Genomic DNA, 21,843 nt, shown 5'->3' with positions numbered 1-21,843 from the left:
GACCGGCGGTGATGAACTATATGTGATTTTGTTCTAAGCCCGCGAGCCGTTAAGGCAGGATTTGGTGTGATTCCAAAGCCGACAGTATAGTCTGGATGGGAGAAGATGGAGGTTCAAGCGTTCAAAAAAGATATGGATTTGAACGTCTGTTTGATGTGCCTTAAATTCTCCCTTTGTGTAAAACACAAAGGGTTTTTTCGTTCTATGAAAAAGTAGGCATAGCAGAACCTTTCCACTTTCCATGAGAAGATCGATGGAAAAGGAGAGAGAAAGATGAAACAAAAAAACAGTGTAGTGCAGATGGTGAGTGTAGCGATGCTAAGTAGTATTGCATATTTACTGATGATGTTGGATTTCCCGTTTCCAGGGCTTCCGCCATTTTTAAAAATTGATTTTAGTGATGTACCAGCTTTAATTGCTGCGATTATTTTTGGACCAGTTGCAGGGATAATTGTAGAGGCGATAAAGAATATTTTACATTACGGGATTCAAGGGAGTTTAACGGGAGTACCAGTTGGAGAAATTGCCAACTTTATTGCAGGATGTTTATTTATTGGACCGGCAGCTTTCTTATTTAGAAAGTATCGTACTGTTAAGAGTTTAACGACAGGATTAATGCTAGGGACAATTACAATGGCGCTCATCATGAGTGTATTAAATTACATCATTATATTCCCAGCTTACACTTGGTTTTTAAATTCACCAGCTATGTCTAGCGAGGCTATAAGAACAACGGTTGTAACGGCAATCTTACCATTTAATTTGATTAAAGGAATTGTTGTGACAATTGTATTTGTAGCGTTATTCTCACGCCTGAAAGTATGGGTGTTTGCAAAAATGAAAAATGCATAAAATATAAAATAAAACCATTAGTAGTATGGAACTACTAATGGTTTTTTATTAAATAGAATGAAAATAGAAAACAAAAAATATCCCTCATATTAATGAGGGATATTTTTTGAAGTTAATAAAAAACTATTCGAATTTTAAAGAGTCGCCGTCGAATGATTCGTCAGCAACTTTAATTGAGTCAGTTGGACAACCTTCGAATGCATCCATCATATCTTCAATTAATACATCTGGAATTTCAACGATACCTTGGTTATCGTCTAACGTTACAAATGCAATACCTTCATCATCATAATCATAAATGTCTGGTGCAGCAGCGCCGCAAGCACCACATGCGATACAAGTATCTTTATCAACGATTGTATATTTTGCCATCTTTTTTCCCTCCTGATAATATGTATGTGAAAAGCTCGCCATAAAAATTATAACCTTATTGTAAAACGGTTTTTAAAACTTTTCAACATAAAATTATAATGATAATCCTTATCAATTAGAGTGTCAACTAATTTTTGCATTATGTCACAAGATTTTCAAAATACGTAAATGTTATTTCGTTTGGTACAATATACTATATACAAGTACATAGTGCCGATATGATAAGTTTAATCGTGCAATCATATTAAAAAGTAACTAAGTTAGATTGAAAGGTGGAAGCGGTAATGCAACTACAATATACTGTATTGTATTGTTTAAAACAATTGAATGGTGAAAGGACCGTTTCTTCTATTTATTATTTATTAAAAGGAAAACGATCTTCACAAACGTTACAAGATGGAAATATGTTCCGAATTTCTTTTTTGTTTGGAATATATAAATCGTTAAATAGAACAGATTATGATCGTGAAGTTGCAAAGTTGTTGCAAGCAGATTTGATTCAAGAAATACATGAAAATACATATTTGTTAACATCTAAAGGTAAAATGCAGTTACAAACATGGGAGGAAGTGTATGCTTTTCCCGAGCATTTACATGGTTTGCACTATGGAGAATTAGGTGAAACATTTTGGAAAAGAGTATCATTAATTATTCAAACTATATCTAATTTACAACAGAATAATACAAAGTTTATTCCTATTCAACAAGATACAGAAATAACGGTGTGGGTGAAACGCTTTTTAACAGGTATACCGTATAGGAGAAATGAATTGGCTAAAAGATTATGGAAAGAAATACATAATCTTTTAGGAAAAGGTGATGTGGTAGAAGCGACAATTGTAACATATCGATTAACAGGATATGAACGTATCGGTTGTACATTGCAGCAATTAGCGGAAATTACGAAACAAGATATATTTCGGGTGTATTTTTTATTTTGGGGTACAATTCACTTCTTTATACAAGAAGTTCGCGATAAAGAAAATGAATTTCCGCTGTTAGCGGAAATTATATCTTACCCAAATGAGAGAGCTGAATTATTTAGTTTATCAACGAAAAAAACATATAATTTTTGGAGACAAGGACGTTCTTTAGAAGAAATAGCGACAATTAGAAATTTAAAGGTTGCAACGATAGAAGATCATTTTGTTGAAATTGCGTTGCGGGAAAAAGAGTTTTCAATCGAGATGTTTATGGAAAAAGATAAAATAGATAAAGTAACAAAAGTAATTGAAGCATTACAAACACGTAAGTTGCGTGAGTTGAAACAAGCGGTTGGAGAGGGGATTTCTTATTTTGAGGTCCGTCTTGTATTGGCGCGGATGGAGGGTATAAATGAAGCTTGAGGAATATTTATATAGATGGTTTGGATATTCTGAATTTCGACCAGGGCAAAAAGGGGTAATTACAGATTTATTAGAAGGAAAAGATGTTATAGCAATGCTCCCGACTGGAAGAGGGAAGTCTATGTGCTATCAACTTCCAGGGCTAATGCAAGAAGGAACAGTACTGGTTGTATCACCATTATTATCTTTGATGGAGGATCAGGTTACACAATTAAAATATGTTGTGAAAAACCGAGTAATAGCATTTAATAGTTTTCGGACATTACATGAAAAAAGAGAAGCGATGAAAAAATTAGCTTCATATAAATTTATTTTTGTATCACCAGAGATGTTGCAGTCGGAAGTGTTAATAAGAGAATTGAAGAAAGTTCATATTTCATTATTTGTTGTGGATGAGGCTCATTGTATTTCACAATGGGGTTATGATTTTAGACCGGATTATAAAAAACTAAATGTAGTCATTGAGCATATCGGGTCTCCTACGGTGCTAGCATTAACGGCAACAGCGACGAAAGATGTGCTACGAGATATAGCGGAGAGTTTAGATTTGAAGAAAGTGACGCAGCATGTATACTCTATTGATCGTCCAAATATTGCAATGGAAGTACAATTTGTGGAGACGATAGAGGAGAAGAAAGAAGCGCTTTTGGATCAGGTGATGTATTTACAAGGGCCAGGAATTGTATATTGTTCAAGTAGAGCGTGGACAGAACGTTTAACGGAATATTTAAGAGGAAAAGGCGTGACGGGTGTCGCTTTTTATCATGGTGGTATGGAACATGAAGAGCGTATGTTAATTCAACAACAGTTTATGAATGACCAGTTGCAGCTTGTAATATGTACAAGTGCTTTTGGTATGGGAGTAAATAAGTCGAATACGAGCTATATTATTCATTTCCATTATCCGACTAATATAGCTTCTTATTTACAAGAAATCGGAAGAGCTGGAAGAGATGGTGAACCGAGTATAGCTATCTTACTATGTAGTCCGTTAGATCACGATTTGCCAATTTCAATAATTGAAGATGAATTGCCAAGTCAGTCGCAAATACAATTTTTATTTTCTTTACTACAAGAAAGAATGTTTCAAACGAAAGAATTACCAATAGAAGAGGTAGAAGAAATTTGTTATAATGCAGCAAGATTTAATGAACAATATTGGCGTTTCATCCGCTATCATCTTGAGAAACTTGGAATCATACAACAGCGAAAATTAAAATTAAAGAGCTTGTCAGATGAAATTATGAACAGATTAATAGCTGAAGTAGAAATAAGGCTGCGTAATAAATATAGTGAGCTAGAAAACATGAAATCATGGATGCAAGTGAAAGGATGTAGACGTGAATATTTGCTGCAACAGTTCGGTTATAGAAAAGAGAACGAGTTAAAAAATTGCTGTGACTATTGTGGTATTACAAAAACAGATTATAAAAAAAGACAAGCGCAACAATCGGATTTCGACTATAATTGGGAAACAGAGTTACAAAAGCTTTTCGGTCTAGAAAAGATGGGGGAATGATGAACATTCAAAGGCATAATATTGAAGATATGAGTCCGAAAGAAATAAGGCTGAACCTGTATATCACACAGTTCATTATTATCGGTATCGGTTGTTTACTAGCATATATATTATTCCGAGATATAAAATCGGTGTATAGTCTGTGGAAATGGGAACCGGTGTCTATACTTATAATAGGTGGCTTATTAGCGATTGGTATTGTGTTATTAGATTATGTTGCAATGCGAGTATTTCCAGAGTCTTGGTTTGATGATGGTGGTATTAACGATAGAATGTTTCAAGGAATGTCAGTTATGCATCTACTCGTTATTACGTTCATTATCGGTTTTGCAGAAGAATTTCTATTTAGAGGTGTAGTGCAGACTCACTTTGGAATTGTAATAGCGAGTTTAGTATTTGCAGTATTACATATTCGGTATATAAAAAAGCCATTTTTGTTTTGTTTCGTCTGTTTCATTAGTTTTGTCTTTGGTTATGTATTTGAATGGACAGGAAATTTGTTTATAACAATCTTTGCACACTTTCTTGTTGATTTTATAATGGGACTCCAATTAAGAAAATAAATGGAAGGTGGTGGTGAACAACATGAGAAAACGAATTCCTGATTTTGAAGAGGAATTAGAAGTTGAGCGAGTGGAAGAAAAAGAAAGTTTACCGCCGCGTAGTGAAATTCATAGAAATAAAGAGAAAAAAGAAAAGTTTAAAATGAATCATATTTTCGTCCGAGTTTTAACATTTCTATTCATATTACTACCAATTAGTATCTTATGGTATACAGATAAATATATTCAGGTGAAAAGTGATGGTAATAACGCTGGGAAAAGTGCGTTTGAGGTCATTTTCTTTGATTCAGCTAAATCTGAATCCGGGGCACCATCTGAGAAAGTAGTAACGCATACGGTGAAAGAGGGAGAAACCTTAGAAAGTATAGCGAAGCAATATTTTTCAGATGAAACTGGGATCGAAGTGATTAAAAAGTATAATGATTTACAAGAAGATGAAGTGAATATAGGTCAAGAATTAAAAATTCCGATAAAAGATAATTCCGCAAAGCAGGATAGCTAGTAACATACCTACTATATAAATTGAGGATTCTCTTTATGAGGAGGGGAGTAAAAAATATATGATATGGATTATCTTATTAAGTACTCTCATATGTATTGGTATTATATTTCTTCTTGTAATGTATACAGAAGCGATGCGTAATACTGTGTTAGAACATACTTTAATATTTGAAGAATTTCCGGAAAGTTTTCAAGAAGTAAAGGTGTTTTTTATTTCTGATATTCATAGAAGGGTCATTTCAAGTTCGTTAATTGAACAAGTAAAAGGAAAAGTAGACCTTGTAATTATTGGTGGTGATTTAGCGGAAAGAGGCGTCCCTTTATCAAAAATCTCCGCAAATATACAAAAGTTAAGAGCGATAGCTCCTGTATATTTTGTATGGGGAAATAATGATTATGAGATTGAATATCATGAATTAGATGCTTTGTTATTAGAAAATAATGTGAAAGTTTTAGATAATACAAGAGTTGTATTTGAGTCTGAACGAGGAGAAAAAATTTGTTTACTTGGTGTAGATGATGTTGGTTTGAAACGTGATCGTTTAGATTTGGCGTTGGCGGATTGCAAAGAAGATGGTTTTCGCATATTAATTAGCCATAACCCTGATATAATAAATAAAATGTCTGGAAAAGAACAAATTTCACTTGTTTTAAGTGGACATACACATGGGGGACAGATTCGATTATTCCCATCTAAAAAACATTTAAAAGGTGGCGTATATAAGCATTCAAATATGACTCTTTTTGTTAGTAATGGGTATGGAACAACGTTGATTCCACTTCGCTTCCGAGCACCTGCTCAAACACATATTATTACGTTATGCGGAGGGAAATGATGCCAACTCTAAACGGGAAATATAACATAAAAGCTGTTTCGAATATAATTGGAATTCAGCCGAGTACGCTTCGTGCATGGGAGAGACGATATCAAATTATTGCCCCAAAGCGGAATCATGCGGGACATCGATTATATACAGAAGAGCATATTGAAGTTTTGAAATGGTTAATGGACAAGGTTTCTTCCGGCATGATGATTGGACAAGCAGTTCAATTATTAGAAGGGAATCGTTTGCAGCGTAGTGTTCAAAAAGAAATACATTTCGATAGAGAAGTTGTTTTAGTGGACGACTTACTACAAGCTTTGTTAAAATTTGATGAAATTACAACTTCTGCATTGTTAAACGAGGTTTTTAGTATTTATGCAACAGAAAAAGTTATAGCAAGTATTGTTCTTCAAGTGTCAAATAAATTGTTAACGTTAAAAAATAATAATGAAGTTACATTGATGCAATTTCAATATGTCGTATCATTTTTACAAACTCGACTAGGAATGGTGTATCATAATGCATCATCATTTTCTTCTATACACAAAGTTGTCGTGTTAGAAAATAATATGTTGAAAGGGTTTGTTTTCTCAACGTATTTACGCTTAAAGGGATATGAGGTGATATATATTAGGTCAAGCTTAGCGGAAGATGGTGTTTTGTTAGCTGCTGAGCAAATACAACCTACATATGTAGTAGTCTCTTTTGCTGACGGACGAGAACTTAAGAACGTGATGGACGACATGAATTTGTTGCAAGAAAAAAATGAGAACCTTTCGGTTGGGTTTATAGGAGAAATAAGTGCTCAAGATCAGTTGAACATTCAAACACGCCTAATTGGTGATACGAAAGAAGAATGGGATGATTGGTTAAAAATGTTAGAATAGTTGTTCGAAATGAACCATCTATTTTCTATTTCATATAATAAAAATTATATTCATTGGTTACGTAGGGAGGGTATGAGATGAGGCTGGAACGATTAAATTACAATAAGATAAAAATTTTCTTAACATTTGATGATTTATCTGAACGAGGATTAACGAAAGAAGATTTGTGGAGAAATGCACCGAAAGTACAGCAATTATTTCGTGATATGATGCAGGAAGCAAATAAGGAACTAGGATTTGAAGCGGATGGTCCGATTGCAGTTGAAGTATTTTCTCTACAAGCGCAAGGAATGGTCGTAATTGTAACGAAAGAACATCAAGATGTGGATACAGATGATGAGTTCCGTGACGAGTTTATTGAAATGCAAGTGACTCTAGATGAAAGCGAGCATATACTTTATGAGTTTGCTACACTAGATGATGTAATTAACCTGTCGAATCGTTTATATAACCTTGATGTAACTGGCGGAAAACTATATACGTGGGATGGTCGTTTCTATCTTTGGATGGAAGAAGAGGAGCAAGTTCAATTACTGAAGGCAGATTTTATAGCTATTTTAGCGGAATATGGTAATCCGTCTACAGCAACTATTTATCGTCTAATGGAGTATGGTAGAGAATTAATGGCTTCTCAAGCAATTGAACAAATACACAATTACTTTGTGAAAAAACAAAACCTTAGCTAATATAACAAAGCTAAGGTTTTGTTTTTTTATTTGGAAAAATCTAAAATATTGGTCTGAAAATGTCAAAACGATCAATGGTAAAGTGGGAATCATAAATACCGGGGCGTTTTTTGCTTAAAAGTATCTTCTTAAGGTGTTGTATATAAGTAAAATAAAAAATATTTAAATATTTAAGTATTTTACTTTTCTAAAAGTGATAAAAGGACTATAATGATAGTGAAAACGCTTGCAACAGAAAATAGTTTGTATATATTTGTTAGCGTTTTCTATTGCATTCCAAATTTAACGGTGTATACTAGGCAATGAAGGTTTACTAAACAAGTGAAATTACAGGGGGTTTACTTACTATGGTAGCCGAAAAGGGAACTCAAACAAAAACACAACAACAAAGGGAACAACATTTTGAATTATTGAATTCGACACAAATTGTTATTAGTGAAGCATTAGAAAAATTGGGTTATCCAAACGAAGTATATGAATTATTAAAAGAACCAATTCGTATGATGACAGTGAAAATACCAGTTCGTATGGATGACGGGACTGTTAAAATATTTACAGGATATCGTGCACAACATAATGATGCTGTTGGTCCAACGAAAGGTGGAATTCGCTTCCATCCGAATGTAACAGAAAATGAAGTGAAAGCACTTTCAATCTGGATGAGTTTAAAGTGTGGTATTGTTGATTTACCATACGGTGGAGGTAAAGGTGGAATTATTTGTGACCCACGTGAAATGTCATTCCGTGAGTTAGAAAGATTAAGCCGCGGTTATGTACGAGCAATTAGCCAAATCGTAGGACCGACAAAAGACATTCCAGCTCCAGATGTATTCACAAACTCTCAGATTATGGCATGGATGATGGATGAGTATAGCCGTATCGATGAATTTAATTCACCAGGATTTATTACAGGTAAGCCACTTGTATTAGGTGGATCACATGGACGTGAAACAGCAACGGCGAAAGGTGTAACAATTTGTATTCGCGAAGCTGCGAAAAAACGCGAAATTGATATTAAAGGTGCACGCGTTGTTGTTCAAGGATTCGGTAACGCTGGAAGCTTCTTAGCTAAATTTATGCATGATGCAGGCGCGAAAGTTATTGCAATCTCGGATGCTTACGGTGCATTGCATGATCCAAACGGATTAGATATTGATTATTTATTGGACCGTCGTGATAGCTTCGGTACAGTAACAAAACTATTTAATAATACAATTTCAAACAAAGAATTGTTAGAGCTTGATTGCGACATTTTAGTTCCGGCTGCAATTGAGAACCAAATTACAGAAGAAAATGCTAACAATATTAAAGCGAAAATCGTTGTTGAAGCTGCAAATGGTCCAACAACATTAGAAGCAACTAAAATTTTAACAGATCGCGGCATTTTACTTGTTCCAGACGTATTAGCAAGTGCTGGTGGTGTAACAGTATCTTACTTTGAGTGGGTACAAAATAACCAAGGTTACTACTGGACTGAAGAAGAAGTAGAACAACGTTTAGAAAAAGTAATGGTAAGATCATTTGATTCTATTTATGAAACAGCACAAGTTCGTAAAGTGAACATGCGCTTAGCGGCGTATATGGTTGGTGTTCGTAAAATGGCTGAAGCAAGTCGCTTCAGAGGTTGGGTATAATATTATATTATGAGAAAACGTGATTCCTTTCGAGGGAATCACGTTTTTTTGTTGAAATATAAGAATGAGGTGGTGTATATGGAAAATGAAATGATGGAACGAGTAGAACAATTAGAAGAAAAAGTTAAGAGGTTAGAGGGAGAACTCGCGAGAACGACGAAAGCCCCAAAAACAAGTATCGTTCGGGTGTTCGGGGAAGGACTGCTGTTTTTAATATTTGGTGCAGTTATAGTAGGACCAATTATCGCTGTTATATTGGTAATTATTAATTGGTTTGTTGAAAAATAAAATAAAAATAAAAAAGAACGCTTGTTCTACACGAACGAACGTGCTATACTTTCCTTAGATAAACAAAACGGAAATGATTTTAAGGAGAGATAAATGATGAAAATGACAGTAGACCAAAGATTTATGATGCCAGCAGATGTTGTAGAACGAGTGGAAGTATTAAGAAACAAACAAAGTAAGCGTGGCACATTATTACAATCAGTAAATAAATTTTTCGGTTTAGATACGAAAGAGGATTGTGTTTGGTTTTACGGTTTTTATGGAGTTGCTGTAAGTATTTTATTATTTATGGTATTCACATCAAATATTTTCGATTTTCTCTTCGCGTAAGAAATATGCGATAAGGACATTGCTACCGAATACATATATAAAGAAGTAAGGTAATCTTCTGAATTGGGAGTTGGTAGTAATGGCGATGTTTCCTATAGAGCGTAACTATATTGGGTATGGAAGTTCACGACCGGGAATTCCTCTTTCTAAAGTAAGATTTATTGTAAGTCATGATACGGGGAACCCTGGTAGCAATGCGATAGGGAATCGGGATTACTTTAATGAAATACAACCGAAAGCTTCGGCACATACATTTATAGATGATAAAACAATATTGGAAATTGTTCCTATAAATGAAGTAGCCTATCATGTTCGATATGGTGTGCCGACAGATAATGACTTATATGGTTATGATGCCAATAAGGCTGCCATTGGAGTGGAACTTTGTTATGGCGGTGATGTTAACTTTTGGGAAGCATATACCCGTTTTACGTGGTATCATGCGTATTTATGTCAAAACTTCGGCTTGAATCCGAAAAAAGATATCGTATCACATAAAACACTTGACCCAGCTAGAAAGATTGATCCTGAAAATGTATTAGGAAAACAAGGTATTAAATTTCAGCAGTTTTTAGCAGATGTCTATCGGATGTACGTTTCGTTTAGATGACAAATATATGAAAAATGAATACAATAAAGATAGGTGCCTACTGCTGTAAGTAGGTTTTTTCTTGTTTTTATAAATAGCGTATTGGTAGAAGACTAGGAGTGAGCTGAGTATGCAGAAAGAAACAGCTATCATAATTGGAGGCGGTCCGTGCGGATTAGCAGCAGCAATTTCGTTGCAAAAGGTAGGGATAAACCCGTTAGTAATTGAAAAAGGAAACATTGTAAATGCGATTTATAATTATCCAACACATCAAACATTTTTCTCTTCTAGTGAAAAATTAGAAATTGGTGATGTAGCTTTTATTACAGAAAATCGTAAGCCTGTTCGAAATCAAGCGCTTGCGTATTATCGTGAAGTAGTAAAGCGTAAATCTGTACGTGTAAATGCTTTTGAGCGAGTGGAGAAAGTTCAAAAGGATGGAGACGTTTTTCAAGTTGAAACGACAAAGCGTGACGGAAGTAAAGAAATATATATAGCGAAATATATTGTTGTAGCAACTGGATATTATGACAATCCAAATTATATGAATGTTCCAGGTGAGGAATTGAAGAAAGTAGCTCACTATTTTAAAGAGGGACATCCTTATTTTGATCGAGATGTAGTAGTTATAGGTGGGAAAAACTCGAGTGTAGATGCGGCGTTAGAACTTGTTAAAGCCGGTGCGCGTGTAACAGTTTTATATCGCGGAAGTGAGTACTCTCCGAGCATTAAGCCGTGGATTTTGCCGGAGTTTGAGGCATTAGTGCGAAGCGGCACAATTCAAATGCATTTCGGGGCTCACGTGAAAGAAGTTACTGAACATACATTAACGTTTACAGTTGATGATGAGGCATATACAATCCAAAATGATTTTGTATTTGCGATGACTGGTTACCATCCTGATCATAGTTTCTTAACGAGGATGGGTGTTCGGATTGATGAGGAAACAGGACGCCCAATTTATACAGAGGATACAATGGAAACGAACACTGAAAATATTTTCATTGCAGGTGTAATTGCTGCTGGAAATAATGCAAATGAAATATTTATTGAGAACGGTCGATTTCATGGGGATGCGATTGCGCAAACCATTGCAACGAGAGAAATGTAAGAAGAAGCTGTCGAAATAAATTTCGACAGCTTCTTTTTTAATCGTGCATAAACATATTTTGGATTGATTCATGAGAAGTTGTATTCTCTAATGCAACTAATAATTTAATACGTGCTTTTTGAGCATTTAAACCGTATGTGAATACAATACCCATATCTTTTAATTGTTTGCCGCCACCTTCATATGAATATACATCTTGAACGATGCCGTTGAAACAACGAGAAACTAATACGACAGGAATTCCTTTGTTTATTAATCGTTCTAGACTAGGAAGTGTTCTTGGAGGTAAATTACCTTGTCCAAGTGCTTCAATAACAATCCCGTCTACTGGAAGGTTTTCGATTGCTGCTAACAATGTATCGTCCATACCAGCGTATGCTTTTAGAACAACTACGTTTTTAGAAACTTTATTTACTGAATATGTTTCGTGATGTACTAAAGCGTGATGGAATACAACGCCGCGCTTTGTTACCATACCAATTGGTCCATACTGTGGACTCTGGAATGTTGCCACGTTACTTGTATGTGTTTTCGTTACATTTGTAGCGCAATGAATTTCGTCGTTTAATACGACTAGAACACCTTTTTCAGCTGCTTCACTACAGCTAGCGACTTTTACAGCCGATAAGAAGTTATATAGACCATCAGCACCTAATTCATTACTAGAACGCATTGCGCCTGTTACAACGATTGGAATAGTGGCCTGTACTGTTAAATCTAAGAAATAGGCTGTTTCTTCTAATGTATCCGTACCATGCGTAATGACTACGCCATGAATGTTGTCTTGTTTTACTCTTTCATCGATGATGACTTGTAATTGTAACATTTCGCTCGGTGTCATATGAGGAGATGGTAGATGGAACACGTCTTCAACGATTAAATCAACATCGCCTTCTAAATCAGGAATAAATTTTAAAAGAGGATTTTTTTCACCTGGTTGTACGACCCCAGTTTCTTTATCTTCCTCCATTGCAATTGTTCCACCTGTGTGTAAAACTAGGATTCTTTTCAATGCTTATACCCCTTTCAAGTAAAAAAATACATTTAGAACATAACATGTTTTGAGTAAATTCGACAATGGAAATGTATAAAAGTATGCCTCGAAAATGACAATAAAGTTAGCTGCTATATGTACGATGTGTAAAACCACGAAACGGAAAGTGTAAATATAGGATAGGAGGGAGCAATTACGTTGAAAAAGGTGGAGCAAATTATTATTCGTATATTAGTAATACAATTCATTTGTCTTTCGGTTGTGCAATTGTTATTTATACATAAGTCATCAGTGAAATATTTATCTAAAATTGTTTATTATGAAGGTGTCATGGTAAAAGACAAAGTAGAAACCTTACAGGTGAATAGGTAGTTTTCATTTTCTTCTATGAAGGATTATGCTACAATAATTGAGGATTTAATGACGTGAAGCAAATGAGAAGAAGCAGGAGAATGCCTGCTTTTCGTTTTGTTTTATAAGTGAAAAAATGAGGTGTTACAATGGATAAACGAATTTCAATTGCTATAGATGGTCCAGCAGCTGCTGGAAAAAGTACAGTTGCGAAAGTAGTAGCGAAGAAACTTTCTTACGTTTATATTGATACAGGCGCAATGTATCGTGCGATTACATATGCAGCCCTTGAGCAAAAAGTGGACATTGAAAATGAAGAGCAGTTAATGGAAGTTGTAAAAAATGTGCATATTGAGTTTCAACAAGGAGAAAATACACAACTTGTATTTTTAAATGGACAAGATGTTTCTGAAGTAATTCGTACACCTGATGTGACGAATCGAGTATCTATTGTAGCGAAACATCGCCTTGTTCGTGAAGAAATGGTACGTCGTCAACAAGAGTTAGCGGAAAAAGGCGGCGTTGTAATGGATGGCCGTGATATTGGTACACATGTGTTACCAGATGCTGAAGTGAAGATCTTTATGCTTGCTTCTGTTGAAGAAAGAGCAGAAAGAAGACATTTAGAAAATATGAATAAAGGTTTCGATTCTAATTTAGAGCAGTTAAAAGAAGAAATTGCTCAGCGTGATAAATTAGATTCAGAACGCGAAGTTTCTCCTCTAAAAAAAGCTGATGATGCATTGGAATTAGATACAACTTCTTTATCAATTGAAGAAGTTGTCCAAAAAATTATGAGTATTGTTTCAGGAGTGTTTGCGAAATAAAGAAAGGGGATAGCCTCTTTCTTTTTTTGTTTGTATAGAAATGTAAAGGATACGTGAATTGTGAACCTCTTTCCTTGACAAATGATCGGATTTGTAAGAAGTTAGTAAAAGAGGGATAAAACTTTCAGAATATATTCGCTATTATATTTCAAAACATACTTTCTTCAAGATGATTTTGCTGTATACTATTTATATAGGTTTAATATATTTTCTAGTAAAATGTATGAAAACTGAGTATGTGATGATAAATTCTTAAACATGCAAATGAAAACATTCGTTTTCATTTCGTATATACATAAAAAATGCTTTGTCAATTCTGTAGGGAGGTATTTCCATGGTAGAGAAAATGAATGAAGAAGTTATGGATTCAAAAGAATTACAAGTTGGTGACGTTGTTACAGGTTCTGTAACGAAGGTTGAAGAGAAACAAGTGCTTGTAAATGTTGGATACAAAACAGATGGCGTAATTCCAATTAGTGAATTAGCTAACGTTCATATTGAAAAAGCAAGCGATGTAGTAGAATTAGATCAAACACTAGAATTAAAGGTTATTAAATTAGAAGAGGATGACCTTGTCTTATCTAAACGTGCTGTTGATGCAGAAAAAGCGTGGGTAGAATTACAAGAGAAATTTACTTCTGGTCATGTATTTGATGTGACTGTAAAAGATATCGTGAATGGTGGATTAGTTGTGGACCTTGGTGTTCGTGGTTTTATCCCAGCTTCACTTGTAGAAGTACATTATGTAGAAGATTTTACTGACTATAAAGGCAAAACATTAGCCGTGAAAATTGTTGAATTAGACCGCGAAAAAAATCGTGTAATCCTTTCGCATAAAGCAGTAGTAGAATTAGAGCTAGATTCTAAGAAAAAAGAAGCAATCTCTTCATTAAAAGAAGGCGACGTTGTTGAAGGAACAGTACAACGATTAACTGATTTTGGTGCTTTCGTAAATGTTGGTGGTGTGGACGGTTTAGTTCATATTTCACAAATTTCACACGAACGTGTAGAGCAACCTTCTGAAGTATTAGAGCAAGGGCAAAAGGTAAAGGTGAAGGTGTTATCTGTTGATGCTGATACACAACGTATTTCTTTATCAATTAAAGCAGCTCAACCAGGACCTTGGGAAAATGTGGCTGGCGAACTAAAAGCTGGAGATATTCGTGAGGGAGTAGTAAAACGTCTTGTTACATTCGGTGCATTCGTTGAAGTTTTACCTGGCGTTGAAGGTCTTGTGCACGTATCTCAAATTGCAAATCGTCACGTGAAAAATCCAAGTGAAGTATTGGAAATGGGACAAGAAGTGAAAGTGAAAGTGCTTGAAGTCCATGTAGCAGAGAAACGTATTTCTTTAAGTATAAAAGAAGCGCTTGAGGAAAATAATGTAATTGAAGATTACAGTCAGTATGAACCAAATGCTGATTCTGCTACTTTCCAATTAAGTGATATTATTGGTGAACAACTGAAAAAATTAAAGAAATAAAGAGGGGTACAAGTGGTAAGGGCAAAACGTAAATTAGATCATATTGAATACGCTCTTTCTACTGGTCAGTCTCGTACGCATGGCTTTCATGATATTGATTTTGTGCATCAAGGTTTGCCAAATTCAAGTTATGACACAATAACATGTGAAACAAAAATCGGCGAACTTTCACTAAGTTCGCCGATTTTTATCAATGCGATGACTGGTGGTGGAGGAGAGAAAACGTTACGTATTAATGAGCAATTAGCATATGTAGCGAAACATCATAATCTTGCTATGGCTGTAGGTTCGCAAATGGCGGCGTTAAAAGATGAAAGTGAGGCTGCTTCTTATAAGATTATTAGAAAAGTAAATCCAAACGGTATTTTCTTTGCTAATTTAGGTAGTGAGGCAACTATCGAACAGGCAGAGCGGGCCGTTGATATGATTGAAGCGAATGCATTGCAAATTCATTTAAATGTCATACAAGAGTTAACGATGCCAGAAGGAGACCGTGACTTTACTGGTGTACTTCAGCGCATTGAGAAAATTGTTTTAAATAGTAAAGTTCCTGTCATTGTAAAAGAAGTTGGATTTGGGATGAGTAAGGAAACCGTGCAGCAGTTAGCGAGCGTAGGTGTAACGGCAATTGATATTGGCGGACAAGGTGGTACGAATTTTGCTGCTGTTGAAAATGAAAGAAGACAGCGAATGCTTTCTTATTTTAATAACTGGGGCATACAAACAGCAACCTCGATTATTGAAGCAACCTCTACAAATAATAACCTCTCTTTTATTGCATCTGGGGGTATACAAACAGCGCTTGACGTAGCGAAAGCAATCGCATTAGGGGCGAATACAACTGCGTTTGCTGGTTACTTTTTACGTATTTTAATGCAAGATGGTATTGAGAAGTTAGTGGATGAAATTGATCTTTTACATACAGATTTGAAATTTATTATGACAGCTCTTGGTGCGAAGACGATAGAAGAGTTACAGGCTGTACCTCTTGTTGTAAAGGGCGAAACATATCATTGGTTAACGCAGCGTGGTATTGATACGGCGCATTATAGTAGAAGATAAAAAATCAACCGTTTGGTTGATTTTTTTGTTTTCTGTTCTGTTTAGTAATGTAAAGTGAGGAAAAAAATAATATTCTATAAAAATAAAAAAAATATTATTATGTATATAAACATTAGTTTGTGAAAATTGCGACTGAAATAGAGGCTGGAAAATGTAGATATTGTAAGGCTGAATGATTGGGAATGGTTTGATTTTGTCAAAGGAAATAGGTGGAGGTAAAAATAAACCTAGAAAGATTTATATATGAAATATTATTTCGATATAAGTAAAATGTAAAAGACGGTTTCGTACAATATCGAAACCGTCTTTTTGTATTCATTAGTGCTGATTTTGTTTTCGAGCTTGCTCTGGTGTATCTAGTCCAGTTGCACCTGGATATTGTAGTGATTGGTCACGATCAGATTCAACGCGGCGTGATTCTCTTAGTTTTCGTTCTTGACGATCTTTACCCATAATGAATAGCACCTCCTTATTAAAAGTGTTGCTGTTATATGAAAAAACTATGCGCGAAGAAAGTGGATTAACTTTCATAAAAAGTTCCCATAATGGAAAACATAGGAGGTGAAATGATGGAAGGGAGTACTTTTTATTTTATTGCTTGGATAGGGTGGATTGTCGTAACTTTTTTTATGAAAAAGGATTCTATTCGGTGGAAGCTAAGCGCCTGTATATTGATTTTTATTATTTGCTCTCCGTTGCATGTAACGATTGCTTCATTCACGGTATCAGTAAATGCACTTTTGCTTTGTATTGTTGCTTTTATAGGAATCACGCTCTATTCTATTTGGAAAAAATTATATACCTTACTTTCGGCACTTATTATTGCAATGTTATATACAAGTTTTCATTTGTTAGAAGTATATGATCCAATTTGGATTGTGGTGGACAGATTGTTTTTGTTAAGTAGTGCTCTTGTGTATGCATCGGTTTTATTACACGAAGATCGCATATTACGATTATGTTCTCTTTATGTAGGAATGTTACAGGGAGAATTGTTTGTGACACTTATTTTTCGGAAACTACACTTCCCTTACGATTACGGTAGCTTAGCGTTTTTTGATATCGTCGCCGTTTCTACATTGTTTATGGCAATTTTGTTTTGGATTGCAAAAGCATCAGTATATATGGAACAGTTCAAAGGGAAAACACGTAAAAGAAAGGCGAGGGTAATACATGACTGAATATACACCGGCCATTTTATGCGGAGTAATAGCGGGGACAGTAACGAGAGTGCTAATGCTCCGGACAGATACGCGTCAATATCCGACGAGACTCCACGGGAAAATTATTCACGTTGCGATGGGGTTAATTGCAGCGGCTTTAGGAGCAATTGCGATTCCGTCAATTTTGAAAAAAGATTTTTCTGCTATTACGTTTCTTACATTGGCAGCAACACAGTTTCGTGATGTGCGTAATATGGAAAGAAATACACTTCAACAATTAGATGGATATGAGCTCGTACCGCGTGGAAATACATATATTGAAGGGATTGCATTAGTTTTTGAAAGTCGGAACTATTTGGCGATGTTAACGTCGTTTGCAACGACGTTTGCATATATAGGGTTCCGTTCATGGATCGCTGGAGTAATTATGGCTATCATCGCATTTATTATCGCGAAAAAATTAATGTCGGGCAAAAGGTTACATGATCTTGTCGATATCGAGCATGTTCCACTTCGTTTTGAAGGAGCGGGGCTGTATATTGATAATATTTACATTATGAATATTGGATTGCCAGCAAGGCAAGAGGAAATTATGAAATATGGAATGGGCTTTATTTTAAGGCCGAAATCAATTGATGCGATGGTGACAATCTCAAACTTAGGACAACGACAAGCTATTTTACATGATGTTTCTGTCGCTTTAGGGATTTATAGAGATTCTGGCACGCCGGCGCTTGTGCCATTAGCAAAGCGTGATTTAGAAGATGGTAGGGTTGGGATTTTTGTCTTGCCACAAGATCAAGATGCAGAGAAAGCGATAGGTGTCATAGGGAATGTGCCGACGTTAGAAAGTGCTGTTCATATGTCATCGGAAGCCCCGAAAGGAAGGGGAGATAAGGGATGATGTTAGAAAGTGTAATTCTCGCAGTTATTACAACAGCGCCGGAGAAATTTGCTGGTGGTGCCCCTTTGTTTACTTGTGAATCGACAGAGGAATTAGAATTTGTTGCAAATAATTTAGAGGCAATTTTAGATGGTATTGCGCATCGCTTACAAGAGAATGTATATATTATTGTGAAACATTAGCAACGTGTGGTATAATGTGAGGTGTTTTGATACGTTGAGAAATATTCTGGAATGCAAATCCCTTCTTGCACAAAGAAGGGTTTTTTACATAATAAACAGAAGCAAGTTGAAAGGATGAAAGTATATGCCGAAACCAGTAATAGCAATAGTAGGCCGCCCGAACGTAGGAAAATCTACTATTTTCAATAGAATTGTTGGAGAAAGAGTTTCAATCGTAGAAGATATACCAGGTATAACGCGAGACCGTATTTATAGTGCGGGAGAATGGTTAAATCATGAGTTTAACATTATTGACACAGGTGGAATTGATATTGGAGACGAGCCGTTCTTGACACAAATTCGTCAACAAGCGGAAGTAGCAATTGATGAAGCAGATGTTATCATTTTTATGACGAATGGTCGCGATGGTGTAACTGCAGCAGATGAAGAAGTTGCTAAAATTTTATATCGTTCTAAAAAACCAATTGTACTTGCGGTAAATAAGGTTGATAATCCCGAAATGCGTAGTGATATTTATGATTTTTATGCATTAGGATTTGGCGAGCCATTCCCGATTTCAGGTACACACGGTTTAGGACTTGGTGATTTGTTAGATGAAGCTGCAAATCATTTTCCGAAGATTGAAGAAGAAGCGTATGACGATGAAACAATCCGTTTCTCTTTAATTGGACGTCCAAATGTAGGGAAATCATCACTTGTAAATGCACTTCTTGGTCAAGAACGTGTAATTGTAAGTAATATAGCGGGAACGACACGTGATGCTGTTGATACGCCATATAGTAAAGATGGTCAAGATTATGTAATCATCGATACAGCTGGTATGCGTAAAAAAGGGAAAGTATACGAAAGCACAGAAAAGTATAGTGTACTTCGTGCACTTAGAGCGATTGAACGTTCTGACGTTGTTTTAGTCGTTTTAGACGGAGAAGAAGGAATTATTGAACAGGATAAAAAAATTGCTGGATATGCTCATGATTCAGGACGTGCTGTTATTATCGTCGTAAACAAATGGGATGCAGTGAAAAAAGATGAAAAAACAATGAAAGCATTTGAAGAAAACATCCGTGCTCATTTCCAATTTTTAGAGTACGCACCGATTGTGTTCTTATCTGCAAAAACGAAAAAACGTACACAAACATTATTACCAGTTATTAATGAAGTAAATGAAAGCCATAGCATTCGTATTCAAACGAACGTATTAAATGATGTAATTATGGATGCGGTAGCGATGAATCCAACGCCAACTCATAATGGTAGCCGTCTGAAAATCTTCTATGCGACACAGGTTGCGGTAAAACCACCAACATTTGTTATATTTGTAAACGATACAGAGTTAATGCACTTCTCATATGAGCGCTTCTTAAAGAATCGTTTACGTGAAGCGTTCGGTTTTGTAGGAACGCCGATTCACATTATCGCTAGAGCAAGAGACTAATGGAGAGGATGTGATTTTATGACAAAAATCACAGTAGTAGGAGCAGGTAGCTGGGGAACAGCGTTAGCGATGGTATTGGCTGACAATGGACATGATGTACGAATTTGGGGAAATCGATCTGAACTTATGGATGAGATTAATACGAAACATGAGAATAGTCGATACCTTCCAGGAATTACATTGCCAAGCACAATCGTAGCCTACTCTTCTTTAGAAGAAGCATTAGTAGATGTAAATGTAGTACTTCTTGTAGTGCCAACGAAAGCGTACAGAGAAGTATTGCAAGATATGAAGAAATATGTAGCGGGTCCGATTACTTGGGTTCATGCAAGTAAAGGAATTGAACCTGGTACGTCAAAACGTATTTCGGAAGTGATTGAGGAAGAAATTCCAGAGAACTTGATTAAAGACGTTGTTGTGCTGTCTGGACCGAGTCATGCTGAAGAAGTCGGTTTACGTCAAGAGACGACGGTTACGTCTGCAGCAAAGCGTATGGAAGCGGCTGAGGAAGTACAAGACTTGTTTATGAATAGCTACTTCCGTGTATACACAAATCCAGATATCGTTGGAGTTGAGCTTGGTGGTGCGTTAAAAAATATTATCGCATTAGCTGCTGGAATAACTGATGGTCTTGGATTAGGTGATAATGCGAAAGCAGCATTAATGACACGTGGTTTAACAGAGATTGCTCGTTTAGGCAGAAAGATGGGCGGAAATCCGTTAACGTTTGCTGGTCTAACTGGAATGGGAGACTTAATCGTAACTTGTACAAGCGTTCATAGCCGAAATTGGCGCGCTGGAAATATGCTTGGAAAAGGGCACTCTTTAGAAGAAGTGTTAGAAAGTATGGGTATGGTTGTAGAAGGTGTGAGAACAACGAAAGCTGCTCACGAATTAGCTGAGAAAATGGAAGTTGAAATGCCGATTACAGCTGCTTTATATGATGTGCTATTCAATGGGAATAATGTGAAAGATGCAGTAGGCTCATTGATGGGGCGTGTTCGAAAACATGAAGTGGAAGCTATACCAGACTTACTTTAAAGAAAAGCGACAGAAGTACATTTGTACTTCTGTCGCTTTTTATTTTTATGGGTCTTTTCACCATTTTTTTAATTTTGCATAGGATGAAGAGTAACTTGAGGAGAGGGTGAAAAGAATGGATAATAACATTTTTAATAACATTGAAAAAGAAGCGAAAGTGAATAAAGAAGATATTTTTAAATTAGCATCATCTGTACAAAACGCGAATTTACGTGATGAGACTGTGCTACGTCAATTGATTCATCAAGTGGCTCTTATGGCAGGACGTGAAGTGCCGAAAGAACAAGAGGATCAAATTGTAAAAGCGATCATTAACAATAATATGCCCGCAGATTTTGGTTCGTTAAGCAAAATGTTTAAAAAATAAAATATATGAGAAACAAAGAGTTTGTAGATTGCATATGATAGCCATGAAAGTATGGGAATAGAGCTGTTTTGGGCATATTTGGTCAACCGAAGCGAGAGATACACTCGCTTCGGTTTTATTTTTATCTAGATTAGTGGAAGATGCAGAAAAGTCTGTTGATTAAAGTTATATATTCGTAATTTGTAGTAAAATATTCTTTTTGTATTTGTTTAAAGATTTTAATTTGTTAAAATAGTATAAAAATAGATTAATAAAAAGGGGTGTGTATATGTCAGAAGGGCTTTTAAAAATGTGGTTTGCTTTAGGAGCAATTGGATTTATGTTTTTTGCAGTAAGTTTTATTTTACTAAGTAGATACAAAATAAAGAATAAAATTTTGAAAGGGATTACAGCGTTAGTAGCGTACACCCTTATGATTGTTTCAGGAATTGTTATTTTTCTTGTTGTATTTAGTGGACCAGTACAGCAGTAAAGGGAATGGTCTCGAAAATGCTACATACGGAGCAAGTTATATTAGTATGAAAAGGTGATT

The 21,843-nt window shown here is 35.6% G+C and carries 27 protein-coding genes and 1 riboswitch; of the genes, 24 read left to right on the top strand and 3 right to left on the bottom strand.

Features of this window, described 5'->3' with window-relative positions:
• Positions 1–111: riboswitch (FMN riboswitch) on the top strand. This riboswitch is flagged as partial in the annotation.
• A 162-nt stretch (positions 112–273) separates the two neighbouring features.
• Positions 274–852 carry an ECF transporter S component gene (locus BAQ44_RS13745; protein WP_000810851.1) on the top strand — a complete coding sequence of 193 codons (579 nt, stop codon included), beginning with the start codon at positions 274–276 and terminating at the stop codon, positions 850–852.
• A 123-nt stretch (positions 853–975) separates the two neighbouring features.
• Here the strand turns inward: BAQ44_RS13745 and BAQ44_RS13740 are convergent, their stop codons facing one another.
• The gene (locus tag BAQ44_RS13740; RefSeq protein ID WP_001151994.1) at positions 976–1,224 is read right to left on the bottom strand and encodes a ferredoxin; all 249 of its coding nucleotides are present in this window, start codon (positions 1,222–1,224) and stop codon (positions 976–978) included.
• A gap of 284 nt (positions 1,225–1,508) precedes the next feature.
• On the opposite strand from BAQ44_RS13740, the gene BAQ44_RS13735 reads away from it, so the two are divergent.
• The 12 genes from BAQ44_RS13735 to BAQ44_RS13680 all read left to right on the top strand — a co-directional run bounded on the left by BAQ44_RS13735 (position 1,509) and on the right by BAQ44_RS13680 (position 11,502).
• The gene (locus BAQ44_RS13735; RefSeq protein ID WP_071721999.1) at positions 1,509–2,570 is read left to right on the top strand and encodes a YpbB family protein; all 1,062 of its coding nucleotides are present in this window, start codon (positions 1,509–1,511) and stop codon (positions 2,568–2,570) included.
• A complete protein-coding gene (locus tag BAQ44_RS13730; RefSeq protein ID WP_071721996.1) occupies positions 2,560–4,089 on the top strand; it encodes a RecQ family ATP-dependent DNA helicase in 1,530 nt (509 codons plus the stop codon). The genes BAQ44_RS13735 and BAQ44_RS13730 overlap by 11 nt, the downstream gene beginning before the upstream one ends.
• Complete coding sequence (locus BAQ44_RS13725) at positions 4,089–4,652, top strand: CPBP family intramembrane glutamic endopeptidase (RefSeq protein WP_061677819.1); 564 nt, start codon at positions 4,089–4,091, stop codon at positions 4,650–4,652. Before BAQ44_RS13730 ends, BAQ44_RS13725 begins: the two co-directional genes overlap by 1 nt.
• 22 nt (positions 4,653–4,674) lie before the next feature.
• Positions 4,675–5,154 (top strand): LysM peptidoglycan-binding domain-containing protein, encoded by a 480-nt coding sequence (locus BAQ44_RS13720; RefSeq protein WP_061677818.1) that lies wholly within the window; start codon positions 4,675–4,677, stop codon positions 5,152–5,154.
• Positions 5,155–5,212: 58 nt separating this feature from the next.
• Positions 5,213–5,989, top strand: a complete 777-nt coding sequence (locus tag BAQ44_RS13715; protein ID WP_071721993.1) for a metallophosphoesterase — start codon at positions 5,213–5,215, stop codon at positions 5,987–5,989.
• Positions 5,989–6,864, top strand: coding sequence for a MerR family transcriptional regulator (locus BAQ44_RS13710; RefSeq protein WP_071721991.1), 876 nt, complete (start codon positions 5,989–5,991; stop codon positions 6,862–6,864). Before BAQ44_RS13715 ends, BAQ44_RS13710 begins: the two co-directional genes overlap by 1 nt.
• 77 nt (positions 6,865–6,941) lie before the next feature.
• A complete protein-coding gene (locus tag BAQ44_RS13705; protein ID WP_071721989.1) occupies positions 6,942–7,550 on the top strand; it encodes a genetic competence negative regulator in 609 nt (202 codons plus the stop codon).
• Positions 7,551–7,897: 347 nt separating this feature from the next.
• Positions 7,898–9,184, top strand: coding sequence for an NAD-specific glutamate dehydrogenase (gudB, locus tag BAQ44_RS13700; protein ID WP_071721987.1), 1,287 nt, complete (start codon positions 7,898–7,900; stop codon positions 9,182–9,184).
• Between the two features lie 78 nt (positions 9,185–9,262).
• Positions 9,263–9,472, top strand: coding sequence for a hypothetical protein (locus BAQ44_RS13695; protein WP_061677815.1), 210 nt, complete (start codon positions 9,263–9,265; stop codon positions 9,470–9,472).
• A gap of 93 nt (positions 9,473–9,565) precedes the next feature.
• The gene (locus BAQ44_RS13690) at positions 9,566–9,802 is read left to right on the top strand and encodes a DUF3961 domain-containing protein (RefSeq protein WP_001983018.1); all 237 of its coding nucleotides are present in this window, start codon (positions 9,566–9,568) and stop codon (positions 9,800–9,802) included.
• A gap of 79 nt (positions 9,803–9,881) precedes the next feature.
• Complete coding sequence (locus BAQ44_RS13685) at positions 9,882–10,412, top strand: peptidoglycan recognition protein family protein (protein ID WP_001240648.1); 531 nt, start codon at positions 9,882–9,884, stop codon at positions 10,410–10,412.
• Positions 10,413–10,521: 109 nt separating this feature from the next.
• The gene (locus BAQ44_RS13680) at positions 10,522–11,502 is read left to right on the top strand and encodes a YpdA family putative bacillithiol disulfide reductase (RefSeq protein WP_071721985.1); all 981 of its coding nucleotides are present in this window, start codon (positions 10,522–10,524) and stop codon (positions 11,500–11,502) included.
• 37 nt (positions 11,503–11,539) lie between these two features.
• Here the strand turns inward: BAQ44_RS13680 and ansA are convergent, their stop codons facing one another.
• Positions 11,540–12,514 carry an asparaginase gene (ansA, locus tag BAQ44_RS13675; RefSeq protein ID WP_071721983.1) on the bottom strand — a complete coding sequence of 325 codons (975 nt, stop codon included), beginning with the start codon at positions 12,512–12,514 and terminating at the stop codon, positions 11,540–11,542.
• Between the two features lie 180 nt (positions 12,515–12,694).
• On the opposite strand from ansA, the gene BAQ44_RS30830 reads away from it, so the two are divergent.
• The 4 genes from BAQ44_RS30830 (at position 12,695) to BAQ44_RS13660 (ending at position 16,219) form a co-directional block, all read left to right on the top strand.
• Positions 12,695–12,868 (top strand): YpfB family protein, encoded by a 174-nt coding sequence (locus BAQ44_RS30830; RefSeq protein WP_081110211.1) that lies wholly within the window; start codon positions 12,695–12,697, stop codon positions 12,866–12,868.
• 128 nt (positions 12,869–12,996) lie between these two features.
• Entirely contained in the window at positions 12,997–13,674 is a 678-nt protein-coding gene (gene cmk / locus BAQ44_RS13670) for a (d)CMP kinase (RefSeq protein ID WP_071721981.1), read from the top strand.
• A 334-nt stretch (positions 13,675–14,008) separates the two neighbouring features.
• Entirely contained in the window at positions 14,009–15,157 is a 1,149-nt protein-coding gene (rpsA, locus tag BAQ44_RS13665; RefSeq protein ID WP_000229568.1) for a 30S ribosomal protein S1, read from the top strand.
• A 12-nt stretch (positions 15,158–15,169) separates the two neighbouring features.
• On the top strand, positions 15,170–16,219 hold the full coding sequence (locus BAQ44_RS13660) for a type 2 isopentenyl-diphosphate Delta-isomerase (protein ID WP_071721979.1): 1,050 nt from the start codon (positions 15,170–15,172) through the stop codon (positions 16,217–16,219).
• Positions 16,220–16,537: 318 nt separating this feature from the next.
• Here BAQ44_RS13660 and BAQ44_RS30350 read toward each other — a convergent pair whose 3' ends face one another.
• Complete coding sequence (locus tag BAQ44_RS30350; protein WP_000513900.1) at positions 16,538–16,672, bottom strand: YpzI family protein; 135 nt, start codon at positions 16,670–16,672, stop codon at positions 16,538–16,540.
• Positions 16,673–16,788: 116 nt separating this feature from the next.
• Between BAQ44_RS30350 and BAQ44_RS13650 the strand changes: the two genes are divergently transcribed.
• The 7 genes from BAQ44_RS13650 to BAQ44_RS13620 all read left to right on the top strand — a co-directional run bounded on the left by BAQ44_RS13650 (position 16,789) and on the right by BAQ44_RS13620 (position 21,783).
• Positions 16,789–17,400, top strand: coding sequence for a YphA family membrane protein (locus tag BAQ44_RS13650; RefSeq protein ID WP_063261762.1), 612 nt, complete (start codon positions 16,789–16,791; stop codon positions 17,398–17,400).
• Positions 17,393–18,286: a YIEGIA family protein gene (locus BAQ44_RS13645; RefSeq protein ID WP_061677810.1), complete on the top strand. Its 894-nt coding sequence runs from the start codon at positions 17,393–17,395 to the stop codon at positions 18,284–18,286. The genes BAQ44_RS13650 and BAQ44_RS13645 overlap by 8 nt, the downstream gene beginning before the upstream one ends.
• Positions 18,283–18,468: a capping complex subunit for YIEGIA gene (locus BAQ44_RS13640; protein WP_061677809.1), complete on the top strand. Its 186-nt coding sequence runs from the start codon at positions 18,283–18,285 to the stop codon at positions 18,466–18,468. The genes BAQ44_RS13645 and BAQ44_RS13640 overlap by 4 nt, the downstream gene beginning before the upstream one ends.
• A gap of 124 nt (positions 18,469–18,592) precedes the next feature.
• Complete coding sequence (der, locus tag BAQ44_RS13635) at positions 18,593–19,903, top strand: ribosome biogenesis GTPase Der (protein ID WP_001125888.1); 1,311 nt, start codon at positions 18,593–18,595, stop codon at positions 19,901–19,903.
• An 18-nt stretch (positions 19,904–19,921) separates the two neighbouring features.
• On the top strand, positions 19,922–20,944 hold the full coding sequence (locus BAQ44_RS13630) for an NAD(P)H-dependent glycerol-3-phosphate dehydrogenase (protein ID WP_000161774.1): 1,023 nt from the start codon (positions 19,922–19,924) through the stop codon (positions 20,942–20,944).
• Between the two features lie 115 nt (positions 20,945–21,059).
• Positions 21,060–21,311, top strand: a complete 252-nt coding sequence (locus BAQ44_RS13625) for a stage VI sporulation protein F (RefSeq protein ID WP_000369753.1) — start codon at positions 21,060–21,062, stop codon at positions 21,309–21,311.
• A gap of 268 nt (positions 21,312–21,579) precedes the next feature.
• Positions 21,580–21,783, top strand: coding sequence for a DUF2768 domain-containing protein (locus BAQ44_RS13620; RefSeq protein ID WP_061677808.1), 204 nt, complete (start codon positions 21,580–21,582; stop codon positions 21,781–21,783).
• Positions 21,784–21,843 lie beyond the last annotated feature (60 nt).

The sequence above is a fragment of the Bacillus mobilis genome (genome assembly GCF_001884045.1).
Lineage (GTDB): Bacteria > Bacillota > Bacilli > Bacillales > Bacillaceae_G > Bacillus_A > Bacillus_A mobilis.
Note: the sequence above shows the minus strand (reverse complement) of the source record. Positions and strands in the feature narration are given on the sequence as shown.

Coding starts and splice junctions, on each gene's coding strand:
- BAQ44_RS13710 (WP_071721991.1), top strand. CDS start 5,989: ATGCCAACTCTAAACGGGAAATATAACATAAAAGCTGTTTCGAATATA.
- BAQ44_RS13625 (WP_000369753.1), top strand. CDS start 21,060: ATGGATAATAACATTTTTAATAACATTGAAAAAGAAGCGAAAGTGAAT.
- gudB (WP_071721987.1), top strand. CDS start 7,898: ATGGTAGCCGAAAAGGGAACTCAAACAAAAACACAACAACAAAGGGAA.
- BAQ44_RS13745 (WP_000810851.1), top strand. CDS start 274: ATGAAACAAAAAAACAGTGTAGTGCAGATGGTGAGTGTAGCGATGCTA.
- BAQ44_RS13620 (WP_061677808.1), top strand. CDS start 21,580: ATGTCAGAAGGGCTTTTAAAAATGTGGTTTGCTTTAGGAGCAATTGGA.
- BAQ44_RS13650 (WP_063261762.1), top strand. CDS start 16,789: ATGGAAGGGAGTACTTTTTATTTTATTGCTTGGATAGGGTGGATTGTC.
- BAQ44_RS13645 (WP_061677810.1), top strand. CDS start 17,393: ATGACTGAATATACACCGGCCATTTTATGCGGAGTAATAGCGGGGACA.
- BAQ44_RS13680 (WP_071721985.1), top strand. CDS start 10,522: ATGCAGAAAGAAACAGCTATCATAATTGGAGGCGGTCCGTGCGGATTA.
- BAQ44_RS13740 (WP_001151994.1), bottom strand. CDS start 1,224: ATGGCAAAATATACAATCGTTGATAAAGATACTTGTATCGCATGTGGT.
- BAQ44_RS13715 (WP_071721993.1), top strand. CDS start 5,213: ATGATATGGATTATCTTATTAAGTACTCTCATATGTATTGGTATTATA.
- BAQ44_RS30350 (WP_000513900.1), bottom strand. CDS start 16,672: ATGGGTAAAGATCGTCAAGAACGAAAACTAAGAGAATCACGCCGCGTT.
- BAQ44_RS13705 (WP_071721989.1), top strand. CDS start 6,942: ATGAGGCTGGAACGATTAAATTACAATAAGATAAAAATTTTCTTAACA.
- BAQ44_RS13725 (WP_061677819.1), top strand. CDS start 4,089: ATGAACATTCAAAGGCATAATATTGAAGATATGAGTCCGAAAGAAATA.
- rpsA (WP_000229568.1), top strand. CDS start 14,009: ATGGTAGAGAAAATGAATGAAGAAGTTATGGATTCAAAAGAATTACAA.
- BAQ44_RS13735 (WP_071721999.1), top strand. CDS start 1,509: ATGCAACTACAATATACTGTATTGTATTGTTTAAAACAATTGAATGGT.
- BAQ44_RS13630 (WP_000161774.1), top strand. CDS start 19,922: ATGACAAAAATCACAGTAGTAGGAGCAGGTAGCTGGGGAACAGCGTTA.
- BAQ44_RS13730 (WP_071721996.1), top strand. CDS start 2,560: ATGAAGCTTGAGGAATATTTATATAGATGGTTTGGATATTCTGAATTT.
- BAQ44_RS13695 (WP_061677815.1), top strand. CDS start 9,263: ATGGAAAATGAAATGATGGAACGAGTAGAACAATTAGAAGAAAAAGTT.
- cmk (WP_071721981.1), top strand. CDS start 12,997: ATGGATAAACGAATTTCAATTGCTATAGATGGTCCAGCAGCTGCTGGA.
- der (WP_001125888.1), top strand. CDS start 18,593: ATGCCGAAACCAGTAATAGCAATAGTAGGCCGCCCGAACGTAGGAAAA.
- BAQ44_RS13685 (WP_001240648.1), top strand. CDS start 9,882: ATGGCGATGTTTCCTATAGAGCGTAACTATATTGGGTATGGAAGTTCA.
- BAQ44_RS13690 (WP_001983018.1), top strand. CDS start 9,566: ATGATGAAAATGACAGTAGACCAAAGATTTATGATGCCAGCAGATGTT.
- BAQ44_RS13640 (WP_061677809.1), top strand. CDS start 18,283: ATGATGTTAGAAAGTGTAATTCTCGCAGTTATTACAACAGCGCCGGAG.
- BAQ44_RS13720 (WP_061677818.1), top strand. CDS start 4,675: ATGAGAAAACGAATTCCTGATTTTGAAGAGGAATTAGAAGTTGAGCGA.